This window comes from Roseibium algicola, assembly GCF_001999245.1.
In the GTDB taxonomy this organism is placed as follows: domain Bacteria; phylum Pseudomonadota; class Alphaproteobacteria; order Rhizobiales; family Stappiaceae; genus Roseibium; species Roseibium algicola.
This window is the reverse complement of the sequence record NZ_CP019630.1, coordinates 3,727,874-3,743,116: the sequence shown is the minus strand read 5'-3', so window position 1 is coordinate 3,743,116 and position 15,243 is coordinate 3,727,874. Positions and strand designations below refer to the sequence as shown.

Annotated in this window: 15 protein-coding genes; all 15 read right to left on the bottom strand. The window is 59.7% G+C overall.

Annotation, left to right across the window (positions count from 1 at the left end; all coding sequences use genetic code 11):
* Positions 1 to 10 precede the first annotated feature (10 nt).
* On the bottom strand, positions 11 to 832 hold the full coding sequence (gene hypB, locus B0E33_RS17290; protein WP_167579552.1) for a hydrogenase nickel incorporation protein HypB: 822 nt from the start codon (positions 830 to 832) through the stop codon (positions 11 to 13).
* On the bottom strand, positions 832 to 1,173 hold the full coding sequence (gene hypA, locus B0E33_RS17285; RefSeq protein ID WP_055656282.1) for a hydrogenase maturation nickel metallochaperone HypA: 342 nt from the start codon (positions 1,171 to 1,173) through the stop codon (positions 832 to 834). The genes hypB and hypA overlap by 1 nt, the downstream gene beginning before the upstream one ends.
* Positions 1,166 to 1,624 carry a hydrogenase maturation protease gene (locus B0E33_RS17280; RefSeq protein WP_077291880.1) on the bottom strand — a complete coding sequence of 153 codons (459 nt, stop codon included), beginning with the start codon at positions 1,622 to 1,624 and terminating at the stop codon, positions 1,166 to 1,168. Before B0E33_RS17280 ends, hypA begins: the two co-directional genes overlap by 8 nt.
* Before the next feature lie 208 nt (positions 1,625 to 1,832).
* Positions 1,833 to 3,275 (bottom strand): Ni/Fe hydrogenase subunit alpha, encoded by a 1,443-nt coding sequence (locus B0E33_RS17275; protein ID WP_077293406.1) that lies wholly within the window; start codon positions 3,273 to 3,275, stop codon positions 1,833 to 1,835.
* A gap of 11 nt (positions 3,276 to 3,286) precedes the next feature.
* A complete protein-coding gene (locus B0E33_RS17270) occupies positions 3,287 to 3,856 on the bottom strand; it encodes an NADH-quinone oxidoreductase subunit B family protein (RefSeq protein WP_055656289.1) in 570 nt (189 codons plus the stop codon).
* Positions 3,853 to 4,581, bottom strand: a complete 729-nt coding sequence (locus B0E33_RS17265; protein ID WP_077291879.1) for a 2Fe-2S iron-sulfur cluster-binding protein — start codon at positions 4,579 to 4,581, stop codon at positions 3,853 to 3,855. Before B0E33_RS17265 ends, B0E33_RS17270 begins: the two co-directional genes overlap by 4 nt.
* Positions 4,578 to 6,458, bottom strand: coding sequence for an NAD(P)H-dependent oxidoreductase subunit E (locus B0E33_RS17260; protein WP_077291878.1), 1,881 nt, complete (start codon positions 6,456 to 6,458; stop codon positions 4,578 to 4,580). Before B0E33_RS17260 ends, B0E33_RS17265 begins: the two co-directional genes overlap by 4 nt.
* Positions 6,459 to 6,768: 310 nt before the next feature.
* Positions 6,769 to 9,159, bottom strand: coding sequence for a carbamoyltransferase HypF (gene hypF / locus B0E33_RS17255; protein WP_077291877.1), 2,391 nt, complete (start codon positions 9,157 to 9,159; stop codon positions 6,769 to 6,771).
* Between the two features lie 225 nt (positions 9,160 to 9,384).
* Positions 9,385 to 10,569 carry a M56 family metallopeptidase gene (locus B0E33_RS17250; protein ID WP_077291876.1) on the bottom strand — a complete coding sequence of 395 codons (1,185 nt, stop codon included), beginning with the start codon at positions 10,567 to 10,569 and terminating at the stop codon, positions 9,385 to 9,387.
* A complete protein-coding gene (locus B0E33_RS17245) occupies positions 10,556 to 10,924 on the bottom strand; it encodes a BlaI/MecI/CopY family transcriptional regulator (protein WP_208997651.1) in 369 nt (122 codons plus the stop codon). Before B0E33_RS17245 ends, B0E33_RS17250 begins: the two co-directional genes overlap by 14 nt.
* Before the next feature lie 194 nt (positions 10,925 to 11,118).
* Positions 11,119 to 11,400 (bottom strand): DUF2160 domain-containing protein, encoded by a 282-nt coding sequence (locus B0E33_RS17240; protein ID WP_023003070.1) that lies wholly within the window; start codon positions 11,398 to 11,400, stop codon positions 11,119 to 11,121.
* Entirely contained in the window at positions 11,397 to 12,194 is a 798-nt protein-coding gene (locus tag B0E33_RS17235) for a carbohydrate ABC transporter permease (protein ID WP_023003069.1), read from the bottom strand. Before B0E33_RS17235 ends, B0E33_RS17240 begins: the two co-directional genes overlap by 4 nt.
* A gap of 11 nt (positions 12,195 to 12,205) precedes the next feature.
* Complete coding sequence (locus tag B0E33_RS17230) at positions 12,206 to 13,072, bottom strand: carbohydrate ABC transporter permease (protein ID WP_023003068.1); 867 nt, start codon at positions 13,070 to 13,072, stop codon at positions 12,206 to 12,208.
* The gene (locus tag B0E33_RS17225) at positions 13,069 to 14,160 is read right to left on the bottom strand and encodes an ABC transporter ATP-binding protein (protein WP_077291875.1); all 1,092 of its coding nucleotides are present in this window, start codon (positions 14,158 to 14,160) and stop codon (positions 13,069 to 13,071) included. The genes B0E33_RS17230 and B0E33_RS17225 overlap by 4 nt, the downstream gene beginning before the upstream one ends.
* A gap of 12 nt (positions 14,161 to 14,172) precedes the next feature.
* The gene (locus B0E33_RS17220; RefSeq protein ID WP_023003066.1) at positions 14,173 to 15,237 is read right to left on the bottom strand and encodes an ABC transporter ATP-binding protein; all 1,065 of its coding nucleotides are present in this window, start codon (positions 15,235 to 15,237) and stop codon (positions 14,173 to 14,175) included.
* Positions 15,238 to 15,243 lie beyond the last annotated feature (6 nt).

Sequence of the window (15,243 nt, the reverse complement as noted above, 5' to 3'; positions counted from 1 at the left end):
CGGAGATCTCCTATTCCGCAGCAAGGCTGCGTGCGTGCGCTGCCTGCATCTTCAGAGCACCGTCCAGCCAGGCTAGCCAGCTGTCCAGGCCACCGCCAGTGCGCGCGGACACTTGCAGAACCTGGATCTTGTGATTGACCCGCCGTGCATTCCTGATCGCCGCGCCGACGCAGAAATCCACATGCGGCAGAAGGTCGGCCTTGTTGAGGATCATCAGGTCGGCGTTGGCGAAGATATCGGGGTATTTCAGCGGCTTGTCCTCGCCTTCCGTCACCGAAAGGATCACCACCTTGCTGGCTTCGCCGAGATCGAACGCCGCCGGACAAACCAGATTGCCGACATTCTCGATGAAAAGCACACTGCCCTTTTCCAGAGGCAGTCTTTCCAGCGCGTGGCCGACCATATGCGCATCCAGATGGCAGCCCTTGCCGGTGTTGATCTGAATGGCGGGCACACCTGTTTCGCGGATCCGGTCGGCGTCATTAGACGTCTGCTGATCGCCCTCGATGACTGCAGCCGGGGTCCTGCCCGCCATCCGCTTCAAGGTCTCGACAAGCAGCGTCGTCTTGCCGGAGCCGGGGCTTGAGACAAGATTGAGTGCCAGAACGCCTTTTGCGACCAGCAAGGCACGATTGTTGTCCGCATAGGAATTGTTCTTGCCCAGAATGTCGGTTTCGATCTGGATCAGCCGCGCCTGGCTCATGCCTGGAACGGAAACGCCGGCATCCCCTTCCCCGAAATGGACATGACCTGCGCCATGTGAATGGGCGTGTCCATGGTAGTGCTCATGGTCATGTTCGTGAGAGCCGCTGCAACCGCATACCGTACACATCACACCACCTCCAGTTCCCGAATCTTCAGCTCTTCCCCGCTTACAACCTGCAGGGCTTCCGAACCACATTCCGGGCAGCAATCGAACCGTGCGTTCACCTGCACGGTCTTGAAACAGGAAAGACACAGCGCCTCGGCTGAAGGCCTAGAAATTTCCAGTATGGCACCTTCGGCGAGTGAACCCCGCATGACGACGTCGAATCCAAATTTCAGCGCCTCTGGTTCGACGCAAGACAACGGTCCGATGTCGACCGCGACCCGCTTCACCCGGGTAAAGCTATCCTTCGCCGCCTGATCCTTCAAAATGTCGAGTATGCTCTCGCAAAGTGACATTTCATGCATGGGCTGCCTCCCTCTGCTGATCTGCCTTTTGCAGCCACTCCAGCAAGAAAGCCTCGGCTGCAGCCAGATTGGCAGCTGCCTTGTCGGACAGCCCTTCCTTTACCTCACCAAATTCATAGCCGGAGATACCAAGCACGAAGGCTTTCGGTCGGGCGCCATAAAGGGTATCGCAAAGCGCTAGAACAGTCTGCGGAACCAGGCTGTGGCTGCCGAGCACTTCCGGTGCACCCGGCGCGATTTCCCGAAACGAATAGGCTCCCTCGGCACCGATCTCCGCGTCAACGAAGATCACCACATCTTGCTCTGAAACCGCCAGCGCATGTTCGGCGACAAGCTGATAATCGGTATCGACCTCCAACCCCGGCAATCCGCGCGCGACGATTGCCTCGGACAAGGCCGGCCCAAGCCCGTCATCGCCCCGCCCGGGATTGCCATATCCGATCAGAAGCATGAAGACGTCCTCTTTTCAGAGTTCCTACAAAAACCCTTTCCAGCGTCATCCCGGCCAAGCGCAGCGCGAGCCGGGGTCGGGGAGGCGCAGATTTCTCGGCAATTCATTTCCCGAAAGAGAGTATCGGGCTCGCCGATCCCGGATCTCCGCTTTGCTGCGTCCGGGATGACCATCTGAGAGGTATTCATTCCGCTGAACCTCCCCACGCTCAAACACACTGCGTCAGGCTGTCGACAAGTGCGCCGTCCGCATTGAACAGCTCTACCTGCAGCGGCATCTGACCGAGAGCGTGGGTGGCACACGAAAGGCATGGATCATAGGCGCGGATCGCGACTTCGACATGGTTGAGCATGCCCTCGGTAATCTGCTCCTTGCCCGAAAGATGCTTGACCGCGACATCCTTCACCGCGCGGTTCATGCCTTCGTTGTTATGGGTCGTGGAGACGATCAGGTTGCAATAGGTCACCTGGTCATGTTCATCGACCTTGTAATGGTGGATGAGGTTTCCACGTGGAGCCTCGATCACCCCGATGCCTTCCTCGCGCCGGTCCCCTTTGGCAATCAGATCCGTCCCTTGCAGATCCGGGTCGTTCAGAAGCTCCCGGATCTTCTCCACGCAATGCAGAACCTCGATCATCCGCGCCCAGTGATTGGCCAGCGTGGAATTGTTCGGCGTACCGCACGTCACGGCCTTGAGGTCTTTCAGAGCGGCATCGGCAAGAGGCGTATCGATGAAGGCTGCCGTGTTCATGCGTGCCAATGGCCCGACCCGATACCAGCCGGCGTCAGGCCCAAGCGTCTTGATGAAGGGGAATTTCATGTACGACCAGGAGCGCACGTCCTCGACAATCAGCTCGTGATATTTCGTGTAAGGCACCTGATCGAAGATCATGTCTCCGGTGGAGCTGAGAGCCCGCAGATTGCCGTGATAGAGATCGAGAGCTCCGTCGCTCTCGCGCACCAGTGACATGTAGTTGGAGGGGAACGACCCGAACTCGGCAACCAGGTCTTCATGCTCCAGCGTGTAGTTCCTGGCGAGTTTCACCGCATCCAGGGACCATTCGATCATCTGGTCCACCGAGGCGAGAAAATGATCCCGCCGTTCGATGGGCAGGTTGCGATTGATACCACCGGGAATGGCGCCGGTGCCGTGCACTTTCTTGCCTGCCGTCGCCTCGATGATCTCCTGCCCGTATTTGCGCATCAGGACGGCGCGCTTGCCGAGTTCCGGATTTTCCTTGATCACCTCGAAGATGTTGCGCTTTTCCGCAGGCGCACCGAAGCCGAACAGGAGATCGGGCGCTGCCAGGTGGAAGAAGTGCAGCACGTGGGACTGCATCACCTGGCCGTAATGCATCAGCCGGCGCATCTTTTCCGCCGTCGGCGTCAACTGATCGACACCGGCGATCATGTCCATGGCTTTTGCTGCCGCCAGATGGTGGCTGACAGGGCAGATGCCGCAAAGCCGCTGCACGATCACCGGCACTTCCCACATCAGCCGGCCGCGGATGAACCGCTCGAAGCCGCGGAATTCGACAATGTGCAGCCGGGCTTCATCCACCTCGTTTTCCGCGTTCAGGTGGATCGTCACCTTGCCATGGCCTTCCACGCGGGTGACAGGAGAGATTTCAATCAGTCTGGGCTCAGTCATCGCCATCACCCTCAGTCGAACTTGATCATTTCACGCTCGAAGCCCCGGAACTTGCCGGTCAGCAGCTTGGAAAGCGTGTCGAAGATGATGTCCCCACTGGGTGCACAACCAGGGATCTGGTAGTCGATCTCCACCACCTGGGAACACGGATAAACCTCGTCCAGAAGCAAGGGCAGAGCCGGGTCGTTGGGCACGTTGTGGGTCGTGTTGCGGATGTATTTGCCAGTGATATAGGCCTCGTCCAGACATTCACGCAGCGGCGCGTCTGAATGCATGATCGCGTTGCGCATGGCCGGCAGCCCACCCATGATCGCGCATTGGCCGAGCGCGATCAGCACATCGCAGTTGCGCCGGAAGTCATGCAGCACATGCACGTTTTCCTCGTTGCAGCAGCCACCCTCGATGATGCCGATGTCGCACCGCTGGGTGAAGCGCTTCTTGTCGGTAAGCGGCGAGCGGTCGACGTCGACAAGCTGCATCAGTTCGATCAGGCGCTCGTCGATATCCAGGATCGCCATGTGACAGCCGAAACAGCCGGCAAGAGAAGCGGTCGCGATCCGGGCCTTGGGCAGCTCGCTCATTTGCGCTTCTCCTCGATGTCGTGACCGATCAGGCCATGATCGAATTCCCGCTCGCCGATGGGAACGGTGAAGCCGACGCGCTTGCGGATGATGCAGCCAACCGGGCAGACCTCTGCCGAAATCGCGTGATCGGTCACCTCGGCATCGGTATCGGCAAGGTTCTCGCCGTTGACTGCCACACGGCGGTGAATGCCGCGGCCGACATAACCGAAGATGCCCTTGCCATCGACGTCCTGGGACGCGCGGATGCAGCGCCCGCAGGAAATGCAGCGGTTGGTGTCCAGCGCGATGTCGGGATGGGAGGCATCCAGCGCCCGGCACGGTTCCAGATAGGGAAACCTGGTGGCTTCCGTCATGTCCAGCCTGTAGGCCATGGCCTGAAGCTCGCAATTGCCACTGGCCTCGCAGATCGGACAAAGGTGATTGCCCTCGTGAAACAGCATTTCCACCAGGTCGCGGCGCATCTTGGTCAGGCGCGGTGTCTCGTTTTCCACCGCCTGCCCCGGTGCCGCCGGCTGGGTGCAGGCGGCAACGCTGCGCCCGCCCGCCTTCACCGTGCAGACCCGGCAACTGCCCTGATGGCGCAGGCCTTCGTGATCGCACAGGCGAGGGATATAGACCCCGGCCTCGTCGGCCGCTTCCATGATAGTCTGGCCCGCATAGGCGGTGATCTCCACCCCGTCGATGGTGAAGGTGAAGCCGGTCTCTCTCTTCGTGCCGCTCATTGGGTGAAATCCTTGTCGAAGATATAGGAGCGGCGCTTGGCGATCTTGCGTGCCCCGTCGATGGCCGACTGGATGTCGAACGTATCGCGGATGCCGTCCTTGCTCGGCTTGATCACCGCCGAATAGACCAGCGGAAAGTTCTTCAAGGTGGTGAGAACCGGGTTGGGAGACGTCATCCCGAGACCGCAGCGGCTGGTCTCGATGATCGTACCGGAGAGGTCCTTGAGGTAGTCGATGTCCTCCGGGTTCGCGAGCCCCTTGCGGAACTTCTGGATCGCCTTCTGCAGGAAGACGTTGCCGACCCGGCAGGGCGTGCAATAGCCGCAGCTCTCATGCACGAAGAAGGACATGTAGTATTCGACGATCTCCAGAACGTTGCGTTCGCCGTTGAAGACGATGATCGCCCCGCCGGTCGCAAGGTCGTCGAACGTCAGTTTACGGTGAAAGCTGTCGCGGGCAATCATCGTGCCGCTCGGTCCGCCAACCTGAACCGCGGCGGCATCCTCGCCGCCGACCATCGCCAGCAGTTCCCGGACCGTGTGTCCGTAAGGCAGTTCATAGATACCCGGGTTCAGGCAATCGCCACAGACGGAGAACAGCTTGGTGCCGTGCGAGCCTTCCATGCCCATGGCATTGAACCATGCCGCCCCCTTGTCGAGAATGCGCGCGGCATGACAGAAGGTCTCAACGTTGTTGACCACCGTCGGATACCCGAGATAGCCGCGGTTCACCGGGAACGGCGGCCGTGTCTTGGGTTCGCCCGGCAGGCCCTCACAGGAGCTGATAAGCGCACCTTCCTCGCCGCATATATAAGCGCCGGCGCCAAGCTGCAGGCGGATATCGAAATCAAAGCCCTTAACACCCAGAATGTCCTTGCCGAGAAGACCGCGCCGGCGTCGTTCTTCCAGTACCTGAAGAAGAAGCTCGCGCAGATAGACATATTCACCGCGCAGATAAAGGATGCCCTCGCGCGCACCGACAGCCCTTGCCGCTATAGTCATGCCTTCGATCAGGAGATGCGGCCGTTCGGTCAGGAGGACGCGGTCCTTGAAGGTGCCCGGTTCACCTTCATCGGCATTGCAGATGACGAAATGCTTTTCGGCACGCTCGCTGGCGGCAAAACGCCATTTCCGGCCGGTGGTAAAGCCTGCGCCGCCACAGCCGCGCAAGCCGCTTTCCTCGATCGCGGAGATGATCTGCGTCGGTGTTATCGTGGCCGCCTTGGCAAGCCCGGCGTCTTCTGGAACAGGCCCCAACAGCACTTCACCCGCATGGCGGATGTTGTTGTCGACCATATGCAAGGCGCGTTCGGAAGGTGTCAGCGCCTCGAACCTCTCGCTGATCAACTGCTCCGGGCTTCGGCCCGCCTTCAGCGCCTGCGCGGCGCTGCGCGCGGTCTCCGGCGTCAGTTTCGTCAGGACGATGTCGTTGACCATCGCGGCTGGCGCCTGATCGCACATGCCGATGCAGGGAGTGTATTCCAGCGAAAACGCACCGTCGTTGCTGGTTTCGCCGATTTTGAGCCCAAGCTCCTCTTCAAAAACACAGGCAACCTCTGACACCCCGGAGAACCGGTCGACGATATCGTTACACAGCCGAATGGTGACCCTGCCTTTCGGCGCCAGGGAGAGGAAGGAATAGAAGCTGGCAACGCCCTCCACCTCGATCCGGGTGAGACCGGTAGAGGCGGCAACATGGTCCATGGTGGCCGGGGCGATGCAGCGGTAGTGGTCCTGCACCTCACGCAGGATGTCGAGCATTCGGTGCTTGTCGTTGCCGAATTGCGCGCAGATCGCTTCGATCTCTTCGGCAGGAACAGGCGCGGTTCCGCAGATGGCCGTGGAGACCCCGTTCCCGGTCTTGTGCCCGTTGTCCATGGCCCCTCCCTCCTGATACCCAAAGCAGTTTGCACCCGCGTAGGCGATGACCGTTCCGTCCGGAAGTGACTGACTGGTGTTGCGCCCTGCCGCTAAATCGATTTCAGATCAAACCGGACTGCAGCACATGATGGCAACGACCCGCAATACACTTGTGAAATTTCCGAGTGGTTCCACGCTTCCAGACTTGCAGGAAAACGTCTTTGAGGAAGATCAACCTGCTTAAAATCGGGGCAGATGGCACCCGATGACCTATCAGTCGATCCTGCTGACCGAGGCGCGTTCAAGGACCTTCAGTCAGGGAAAATAATCAGTCATCGAAGGTTGAGGGCGCTTGCAAATTTGCTGCGATCACCGCCTGACCGAGCGCAAGGCCGCCATCATTGGCGGGCACACTTTTGTGGTTGAGAACGGTGTAGCCATCGGTTTCCAGCTTCTCGGTCAGGCCGTCGCGCAGGAAGGCGTTCTGGAAAACGCCACCGGAGAGAACGACCTTTCCGGATGGTCTTGCGCCTGCAACCGACAGGCTGCGCGCAAGGCCGTCGATCAGGCCTTGGTGAAAGCGCGCGGAGATAGTCTCATGCTTCACTCCCGATTTGAGATCGCCAAGAAGCGCAGGCCAGACCTTGTCGAACGACAGCTTTACGGTCTCCGACGTCGTCACCTCCACCGGATATCCTTCCTTGCCAGCCACGGAGGCTCGCGCCAGCACCTCCAGCTGCATTGCAGCCTCACCTTCGAAGCCTTGCTTGTCCGGACAAATATCAAGCGCGGCAGCCACCGCATCTAACAGTCGCCCGGCAGAGGACGTCATCGGTGCGTTGACACCTTTCTGCATCATCTGATCAAGCAGCTTTGCCTGATGGCCGGCAAACCTGGTTTCCAGACCGGTTCCCACCAGGTTGGCGCGGTAGTTCACTCCAAAGTCAGTAAACAATTGCGCTGCCAGATTGCGCCACGGCTCCCGGTTTGCAGCCTCTCCTCCCGGCAACGGCACTTGCCGGAAATGGCCACACCGCACGAAGCCGCCGTAGCTTCCCTGAAGGATTTCACCGCCCCAGACCGTCCCGTCCGCACCCCAGCCCAGCCCGTCCAGAACAACGGCGTGAACGTTCCCGGGCATCGCCTGGTCTTGCCCCTGGTCAGCCAGACAGGCCGCAAGATGCGCATGGTGATGCTGCACCCGAACCAGCGGCAGGCCACGCTCCCGGGCAAAGTCTTCGCCGGTCCGCGTCGACAGATATTGAGGATGTGCATCGACGGCGACAATATCAGGCTCGAACTGGTAGAGGTCCAGATAGAGCTTCAGCATCTTCTTGTAGTCCGCTAGGGTCGGCGCGTTTTCAAGATCGCCGATATGCTGCGACAGGACTGCATTGCGGCCGTCGAGAAGGCAGAAGGTCGCCTTCAGCTCTCCCCCAAAAGCAAGAACCTTCGGCGCCCCCTCGAAAGAAGTGGGCAGACGGATCGGCGACGGAGCGTATCCGCGCGCGCGGCGCAGGATGGAAACGCCGGATCGATCCTGACGAACGACGCTGTCATCCAGCCGGTTGACCACGTCGCGGTTGTGCATCAGGAACCCGTCGACAATGCCTGCAAGGTTGTGCCGGGCCCATTCGTTTTGTGTTTCCTGCGGGTTCTCGGAAAGATTTCCGGAGGTCAGCACGATCGGCCCCTTCAGCTCGGCCATCAGCAGATGGTGCAAGGGGGTGTTCGGCAGCATGACACCCAGGCGGTCGAACGGACCGGCGATACCGGGCGCCAGTGGTGCGCCTGCTTTCTTAAGCAGAACGATCGGTGCCGCCGGGCTTTCCAGCAGCGCCACCTCTTTTGCATCAGCCAAGGCGAAGCCCCGGATCTGGTCCAGATCCCGCGCCATAAGGGCGAGTGGCTTGACCGGACGGTGCTTGCGCAACCTCAGCTTTTCAATGGCGCTCTGATTGCTTGCATCGACCGCTATCTGAAACCCGCCAAGACCCTTGATCGCCAGAATGGCACCGCGCCTGAGCCACGCGGCGGCAAGGACGACAGGATCGCCATCAACGGCACATCCGTCTTTGTCCTCAAACCAGAGTTTCGGCCCGCACTGCGGACAGGCAATCGGTTGGGCATGAAAGCGCCGGTCAGCCGGGTCTTCATATTCATTGCGGCACGTCCGGCACATTTCGAAGGCTGCCATGGCTGTCGAGGCCCGGTCATAAGGAATGTGCCGCAGGATGGACAGGCGTGGTCCGCAATGGGTGCAATTGGTAAAGGCATGGCGGTAACGCCTGTCGGCCGGGTTGCGGATGTCGGCCAGGCAGGCTGGACACGTTGCGGCGTCCGGTACCACGCCAGTGGCGACCTTGCCTTCTTCACTCGGCAGAATTCTGAAATCTCTGGCAGCGGGCGCATCTGCCAGATCGGACACAACAATCTGGTCGATACGTGCCAGCAGTGGCGCGTCCGATTGCAGACGGCCCAGAAAAAGGTCAAGCGACCGCTCGTCACCACTTGCTTCGATCAGCACACCTTCGCCGTCGTTCAGAACATGACCGGCAAGACCCAGGCCCCTTGCAACCTGCCAGACAAACGGCCGAAACCCGACGCCCTGGACAAGACCCCTGATCCGTATGGATTTGGCTGACCTGGATGGACCTGTTTCTTGCACGCGCTCAAGATCTCTGGATTGCCCGACACCGCCGCCGACGATGAACTTCATTTCTCGCCAGCCACGAGGCACCGCCCCTGTGCAGGCACGGTTCAGTAATCACCTGAATGGCGAATGATTTCCAGATGGATATTTTTGAATGACCCGCAATCGAGGCACGCGCAGCACGAACGGGAGCTTGAGGTCGCTCGCCGGAGCAAAGCCTCAAGGTTTGCGGAACAGAGGGGGAATGCCCCTGCTCCGGACGACTTTCCGCCCGGAGCAGTGTTGGATCACTCAGCGCAGCGGGCGCTGCGCAAAGGTATTATAGGCCTGCTGCCCGTTCGAACCGTTTCTGGTTTCCAGGCGTTCCAGATTGATGATGGCCGACAGCATCAGCCGATCCTGGCTCCAGTCCGCCGGTTTCTGGATCGACAGTGCCGACAGGAAGACCACCGCCACCATGGGCAGCACGGCCAGGCAGGTAACACCCCAATGAGGACGAACCCGATTGGTCTCCAGCAAGGCTTCCACCCGGCGACGCAGTTTCGCGGCCGGGGAACGGCGAAGCAGCTTGTCCTGCACCTCCAAAAGGGCAACGGCTGCGATCCCGACGGAACGCTTTCGCGCTTCCTTGTCCTGGCGCTTGCGGATCCCCGCCTGGGCGGCGCGGAGCAGACACATGCAATAGGACCTCAGGTCCACATGGGCGTTTTCGGCGACCTTCTGATCGCAGGCCAGTTCACGCAGACGCTCGACTTCCGACTTCCACATGTAGAAGAACGGGTTCCAGAAGAACAGCGGGCGCAGCAGTTCAAGCCCGATTTCCCAGGTGACATCGCCCTGGCGCAGATGCTGGAACTCGTGCTTGAGAACCAGCTTCAGGTCTTCCGGCTCGGCCAGCAGGTCGGACGGAATGACCACGTAGTGGCGCCTCAGCCCACGTGCGGAAAACGGCACCATTGCGCGATCCGACAGCAGCAGCAGCACACGGCCATTGCTCCGCCATTCATGGCAGGTTGCCAGCACCCGGTACAATCGGACGAAGCTGACGAGAAGCTTCAGCGCGAAATAGCTGAACCCGGCCACGAAAGCCAACGCAATCCCGGCACCCAGACCGGTAGACAGGGTCAAGATCGTTTCGCTGATCTGCGTGCGCAGTCCGAGCAGTGACTGGAAGTCTTCCGCCGAAATGGCGATGCCGCCACGCAGGTACTGCGACACGGCGTAATCGGCCAGGTTGACGGACATGGTCCGCGGGACCACCTCCGCCGACAGCATGTGCTGGTAGCCCATGACGGCGAAGGGTGTTAGCAGGATCAGGGCGAACAAGCCGTTCAGCAGCCCAAGCTGTACGGAAAAGTCGACCTTCTTGCCGGAACGAGCCAGCAGAAGTTTGGCGCTCAGCCACACCATTGCGGTAATGGCCAGTGTGATGTTCAGATCGATATAGATATCGAAAATCTGGTTAAGTAGCGTCATCTGTCCTCCTCCTGTCCAGCAACGCTCTGATTTCCTCCAGATCGTCTCCCGATAGTTCGTATTCATCGACAAGTCGGGCCACGAGTGACGCCGGCGTGCCGTCGAACAGTTTTTCTGAAAGGTTTCGGAGAGATCGGGACTGGTAGGTATCCCTGGTCAGCCGAGGGGAATAGATGAATGTCTTGCCTTCTTTGCGGCTGTCCACGAAGCCTTTTTCATCCAAAATCCGCATGATGGTGGCGCAGGACGTATAGGCGAGTTTTCTCTCAGGCGGCAGACATGCAAGGATGTCCCGCACGGAACCTTCGCCGAGTTTCCAGAGTTCGGTCATGAACTCCAGTTCGACTTCGGTCAAAAACTCGTTGCTCTTACGCTTTCTCATTACAGTCCTGCACCGATTGCGGAATGGATGTGGCTTACGCATCTATTCATGCACCAGAATATCGGAAATTACTATGTCTTTAGTCGACGAAGGTGTTCGGGTTTCTCCCATGATAGAGACCACCTGATGGACGAAACGCGCGGGAAACCCGCGCGCCTTTATTCACGTCAGACTTTCCAGAAGCAGAAGACGCCCCAACCGATGCTCAGGGCGAGCGGCCACCAGAGCGGGTTGCCCACCAGGCCCAGCCAGGCCAGAAAGATATAGGCCGTTCCGAGCAAGGTGATGAAGAGGCGGTCGCCCCGGGTCGTTTCCAGTCCCAGGACACCGCGCCGGGCAGCTCCACCGGGAAATTTCACTTCCAGGGCGGTCAGCACCCCGATTGCGGAGAATATACCGACGAACAGCAGAGCCGTCGGCAGGGTCCAGGCCATCCAACCGAGCATCATACCCTCCCCAGGGCAAAGCCCTTGGCAATGTAGTTACGGACAAAATAGATGACGATGGCGCCGGGAATGATGGTCAGGGTCCCGGCGGCCGCCAGCAGACCCAGTTCGTAACCGGCGGAGGAAGCGGTTCGGGTCATCACGGCGGCAATGGGTTTCGCCTCGACGGCGGTAAGTGTCTTGGACAGCAGCATTTCCACCCAGGAGAACATGAAGCAGAAGAAGGCGGCCACTCCAACGCCGGACTTGATGGCCGGCAGGAAGATCGTCATGAAGAAACGCGGGAAGGAATAGCCGTCCACATAGGCGGTTTCGTCCAGTTCCTTCGGCACCCCGCTCATGAAACCCTCCAGAATCCAGACCGCCAGCGGCACGTTGAACAGGCAGTGTGCCAGTGCAACGGCAAGATGGGTGTCGAACAGGCCGACGGCGGAATAGAGCTGGAAGAAGGGCAGCGCGAAGACGGCAGCCGGTGCCATCCGGTTTGTCAGCAGCCAGAAGAACAGGTGCTTGTCGCCCACGAAGGAATAGCGGGAGAAAGCATAGGCTGCCGGCAGCGCGACGGTGATCGAAATGACCGTGTTGATGGTCACGTAGATGATCGAGTTGATGTAGCCCCAGTACCAGGTCGGATCGGTGAAGATCTCGATGTAGTTGGCGAAGGTCCAGGTCTGCGGGAACAGCGTGAACCCGGACAGGATCTCGTTGGTGGTCTTGAAGCTCATCGCGACGAGCCAGTAGATCGGCAACATCAGGAAGAGAATGTACAGGATGGGAACCAGGCTTTTCAGGCGCATGACGGTTCTCCTCAGGACTTGTTGTCGTTCATCGTCATCAGCGTGTAGAACAGCCAGGAGGCGAACAACGTGATGGCGAAGTAGATGAGGGACATGGCGGCTGCCGGTCCAAGGTCGAACTGACCCAGTGCGATCTTCACAAGATCGATCGAGAGCAGCGTCGTGGAGTTGCCCGGACCACCGCCCGTCAGCACGAAAGGCTCGGTGTAGATGTTGAAGCTGTCCATGAAGCGCAGCAGCACGGCAATGGTCAGCACCGTTTTCATCTTCGGCAACTGGATGAAGCGGAACACCGCCCAGCGAGAGGCTCCGTCGATTTCCGCCGCCTGATAATAGGCGTTCGGGATCGAAACCAGACCGGCATAGGCCAGGAGCACCACCAGCGATGTCCAGTGCCAGACATCCATGACGATGATCGTCACCCAGGCAGCGATCGGGTTCTGGGTCATGTCATAGGAAATGCCCAGGGTGTGGTTCAGGAAGTAACCGAGCAGACCGATGTCCGGCAGGGTGAAGATGTTCCACATCGCGCCGACCACGTTCCACGGGATCAGCATCGGCAAGGCCATGGTGACGAGGCAGAACGGCACCCAGAACCCCTTCTTGGGCATGGACAGCGCAATGGCGACACCAAGCGGCACCTCGATAATCAGGATCAGGAAAGTGAACAGGAACTGCCGTCCGAGCGCATTGTGAAAACGCTCCGAGCGAAGCACCTGCTCGAACCAGTCCAGACCCTGCCAGAAGAACAGGTTGTCGCCGAAGGTTTCCTGAACGGAGTAGTTCACCACGGTCATCATCGGGATGAGCGCGTTGAAGGCGACAAGAATGAGCACCGGGGTTACGAAGAACCAGGCGCGTTGATTTTGCGTTTTCATCGGGCCCCTCCCTCAGGCTGGCTCGCCAGCCAGCCGTCCTTGTAGAGACGCGTCTGGGATTGTTTGAAGTCGAGCATCACGTCGTCTCCGGCATTGGGCGCTTCGCCCTCCAGAATGGCGTTGATACGCATGTCATGAGCGATCGCCTCAACCACCTTGTGGCGGCCGATATCGGCAACCTTGCGGACCTTCGCCGCAATGCCTGCACCGTCGGCAGACACCTTGACGAATTCCGGACGGACCCCGATCTCCGCCGAGCCGTCGCCGGCGGCAGTCACCGGGCCTTCCAGCGCGACCTTTTCACCGCGGAAGAACGCGGCGCCGTTCTGGACGTCGCAGGGCAGGACGTTCATTCCCGGAGAGCCGATGAAGTGACCGACGAAAGTGTGGGCCGGACGTTCGAACAACTCCACTGGCGTCCCGATCTGCACGACTTCACCGTCCTGCATCACCACCACCTGGTCGGCAAAGGTCAGCGCTTCGGTCTGGTCGTGCGTCACGTAGATCATGGTCGCCTTGACCCGCTGATGAAGCTCTTTCAGCTTGGATCGCAGCTTCCATTTCAGATGTGGGTCGATCACCGTCAGCGGCTCGTCGAACATGACGACGTTGACGTCCTCGCGGATGAGGCCACGGCCCATGGAGATCTTCTGCTTGTTGTCCGGCGAAAGATTTGCCGCCCGAACCTTCAGCATGTCGCTGACTTCCAGCATTTCGGCGATCGCGGCGACCCGGCGCTTGACCGTGTCCTCGTCCCGCCCGCGGTTTCTGAGCGGAAAGGCCAGATTGTCGTAGACGGTCATCGTGTCGTAGATGACCGGAAACTGGAACACCTGCGCAATATTGCGCTTTGCCGGCGGCAGCGAGGTAACGTCCTGATTGTTGAACAGGATCTTGCCTTCAGAAGGAACTAGCAGGCCGGAAATGATGTTCAACAGCGTGGACTTGCCGCAGCCCGACGGGCCAAGCAGGGCATAGGCGCCGCCGTCATCCCACGTCAGGTCGATCTTCTTCAGGGCGTAATCCGCATCGCTCACCGGATTGGGCTGGTAGCTGTGACGCAGATTGGAGAGTTTGATTTGTGCCATGATGTCCTCTCCTCAGGCGACCAGCTGGCCGTCAGGCGCAAAGAAGAAACAATGGCTCGGATCCAGGTAGAAAGTGTGGACCTCGCCGACGGAATAGGGATGAACACCGGGTGACAGAGAGACCCAGGCGTTGCCGTCCATGTCGAAATGGGCACTGCTTTCCGAACCGCTGAGCTCCGTCACCAGTACGTGTCCGTCAAGCTTCACGGTATGATGCGCACTTGCCACCGGCATCACGTGATTGGGCCGGATCGCAAGGGTGTAGGCGCCATCTTGAAGTCCCGACGCAGCACCTGTGGCCTGCCAGCTCGTGACCTCGTTCAGGATCACCAGGTCTCCGCGCTTGGTCACCGAGGCGACATTGATCGGCGGGTTGGAGAACACCTTGGCAGCGTCCAGATCCTTCGGCTTGCGATAGATGTCGGCGGTCGGGCCGAACTGCACCACGTTGCCGTCGGTCATGAGGGCCGTATGCCCTCCCAGAAGAAGGGCCTCTTCAGGCTCGGACGTTGCGTAGACGACGACTGCGCCGCGGCCTGCAAAAAGTTCCGGAAGCTGGTCGCGCAGTTCCTCGCGCAGCTTGTAGTCGAGGTTGGCAAGCGGTTCATCGAGGAAGACCGCATCGCTTTCCTTGACGATGGCCCGCGCCAGCGCGGTGCGCTGCTGCTGGCCACCCGACAGTTCATGCGGCTTGCGGTTGAGATACGGGTTCAGCTTCATCAGCTTGGCCGCTTCTTCCACCCGGCCTTCGATCTCCGACCTGGCAACACCTGCAACCTTCAGCGGCGAGGCGATGTTGTCGAAGACAGACATATGCGGGTAGTTGACGAAAAACTGGTGCACCAGGCTGATGTTGCGCTTTTGCGCGGACAGGCGGGACACGTCCTTGCCATTGAGCACGATCTGCCCTGTCGCCAGGCTGTCGAGACCAGCCATCAGCTTGATCAGCGAGGTCTTGCCCGAGCCGGTTTCCCCAAGCAGAACATTGAAGTGACCGGGATGCAGCGTCAGGCTCGTTTCCTTGACATGGGTGATGCCTGCAACGCGCTTGCTGACGTTCTTAAGTTCTAGAGACATTTATTT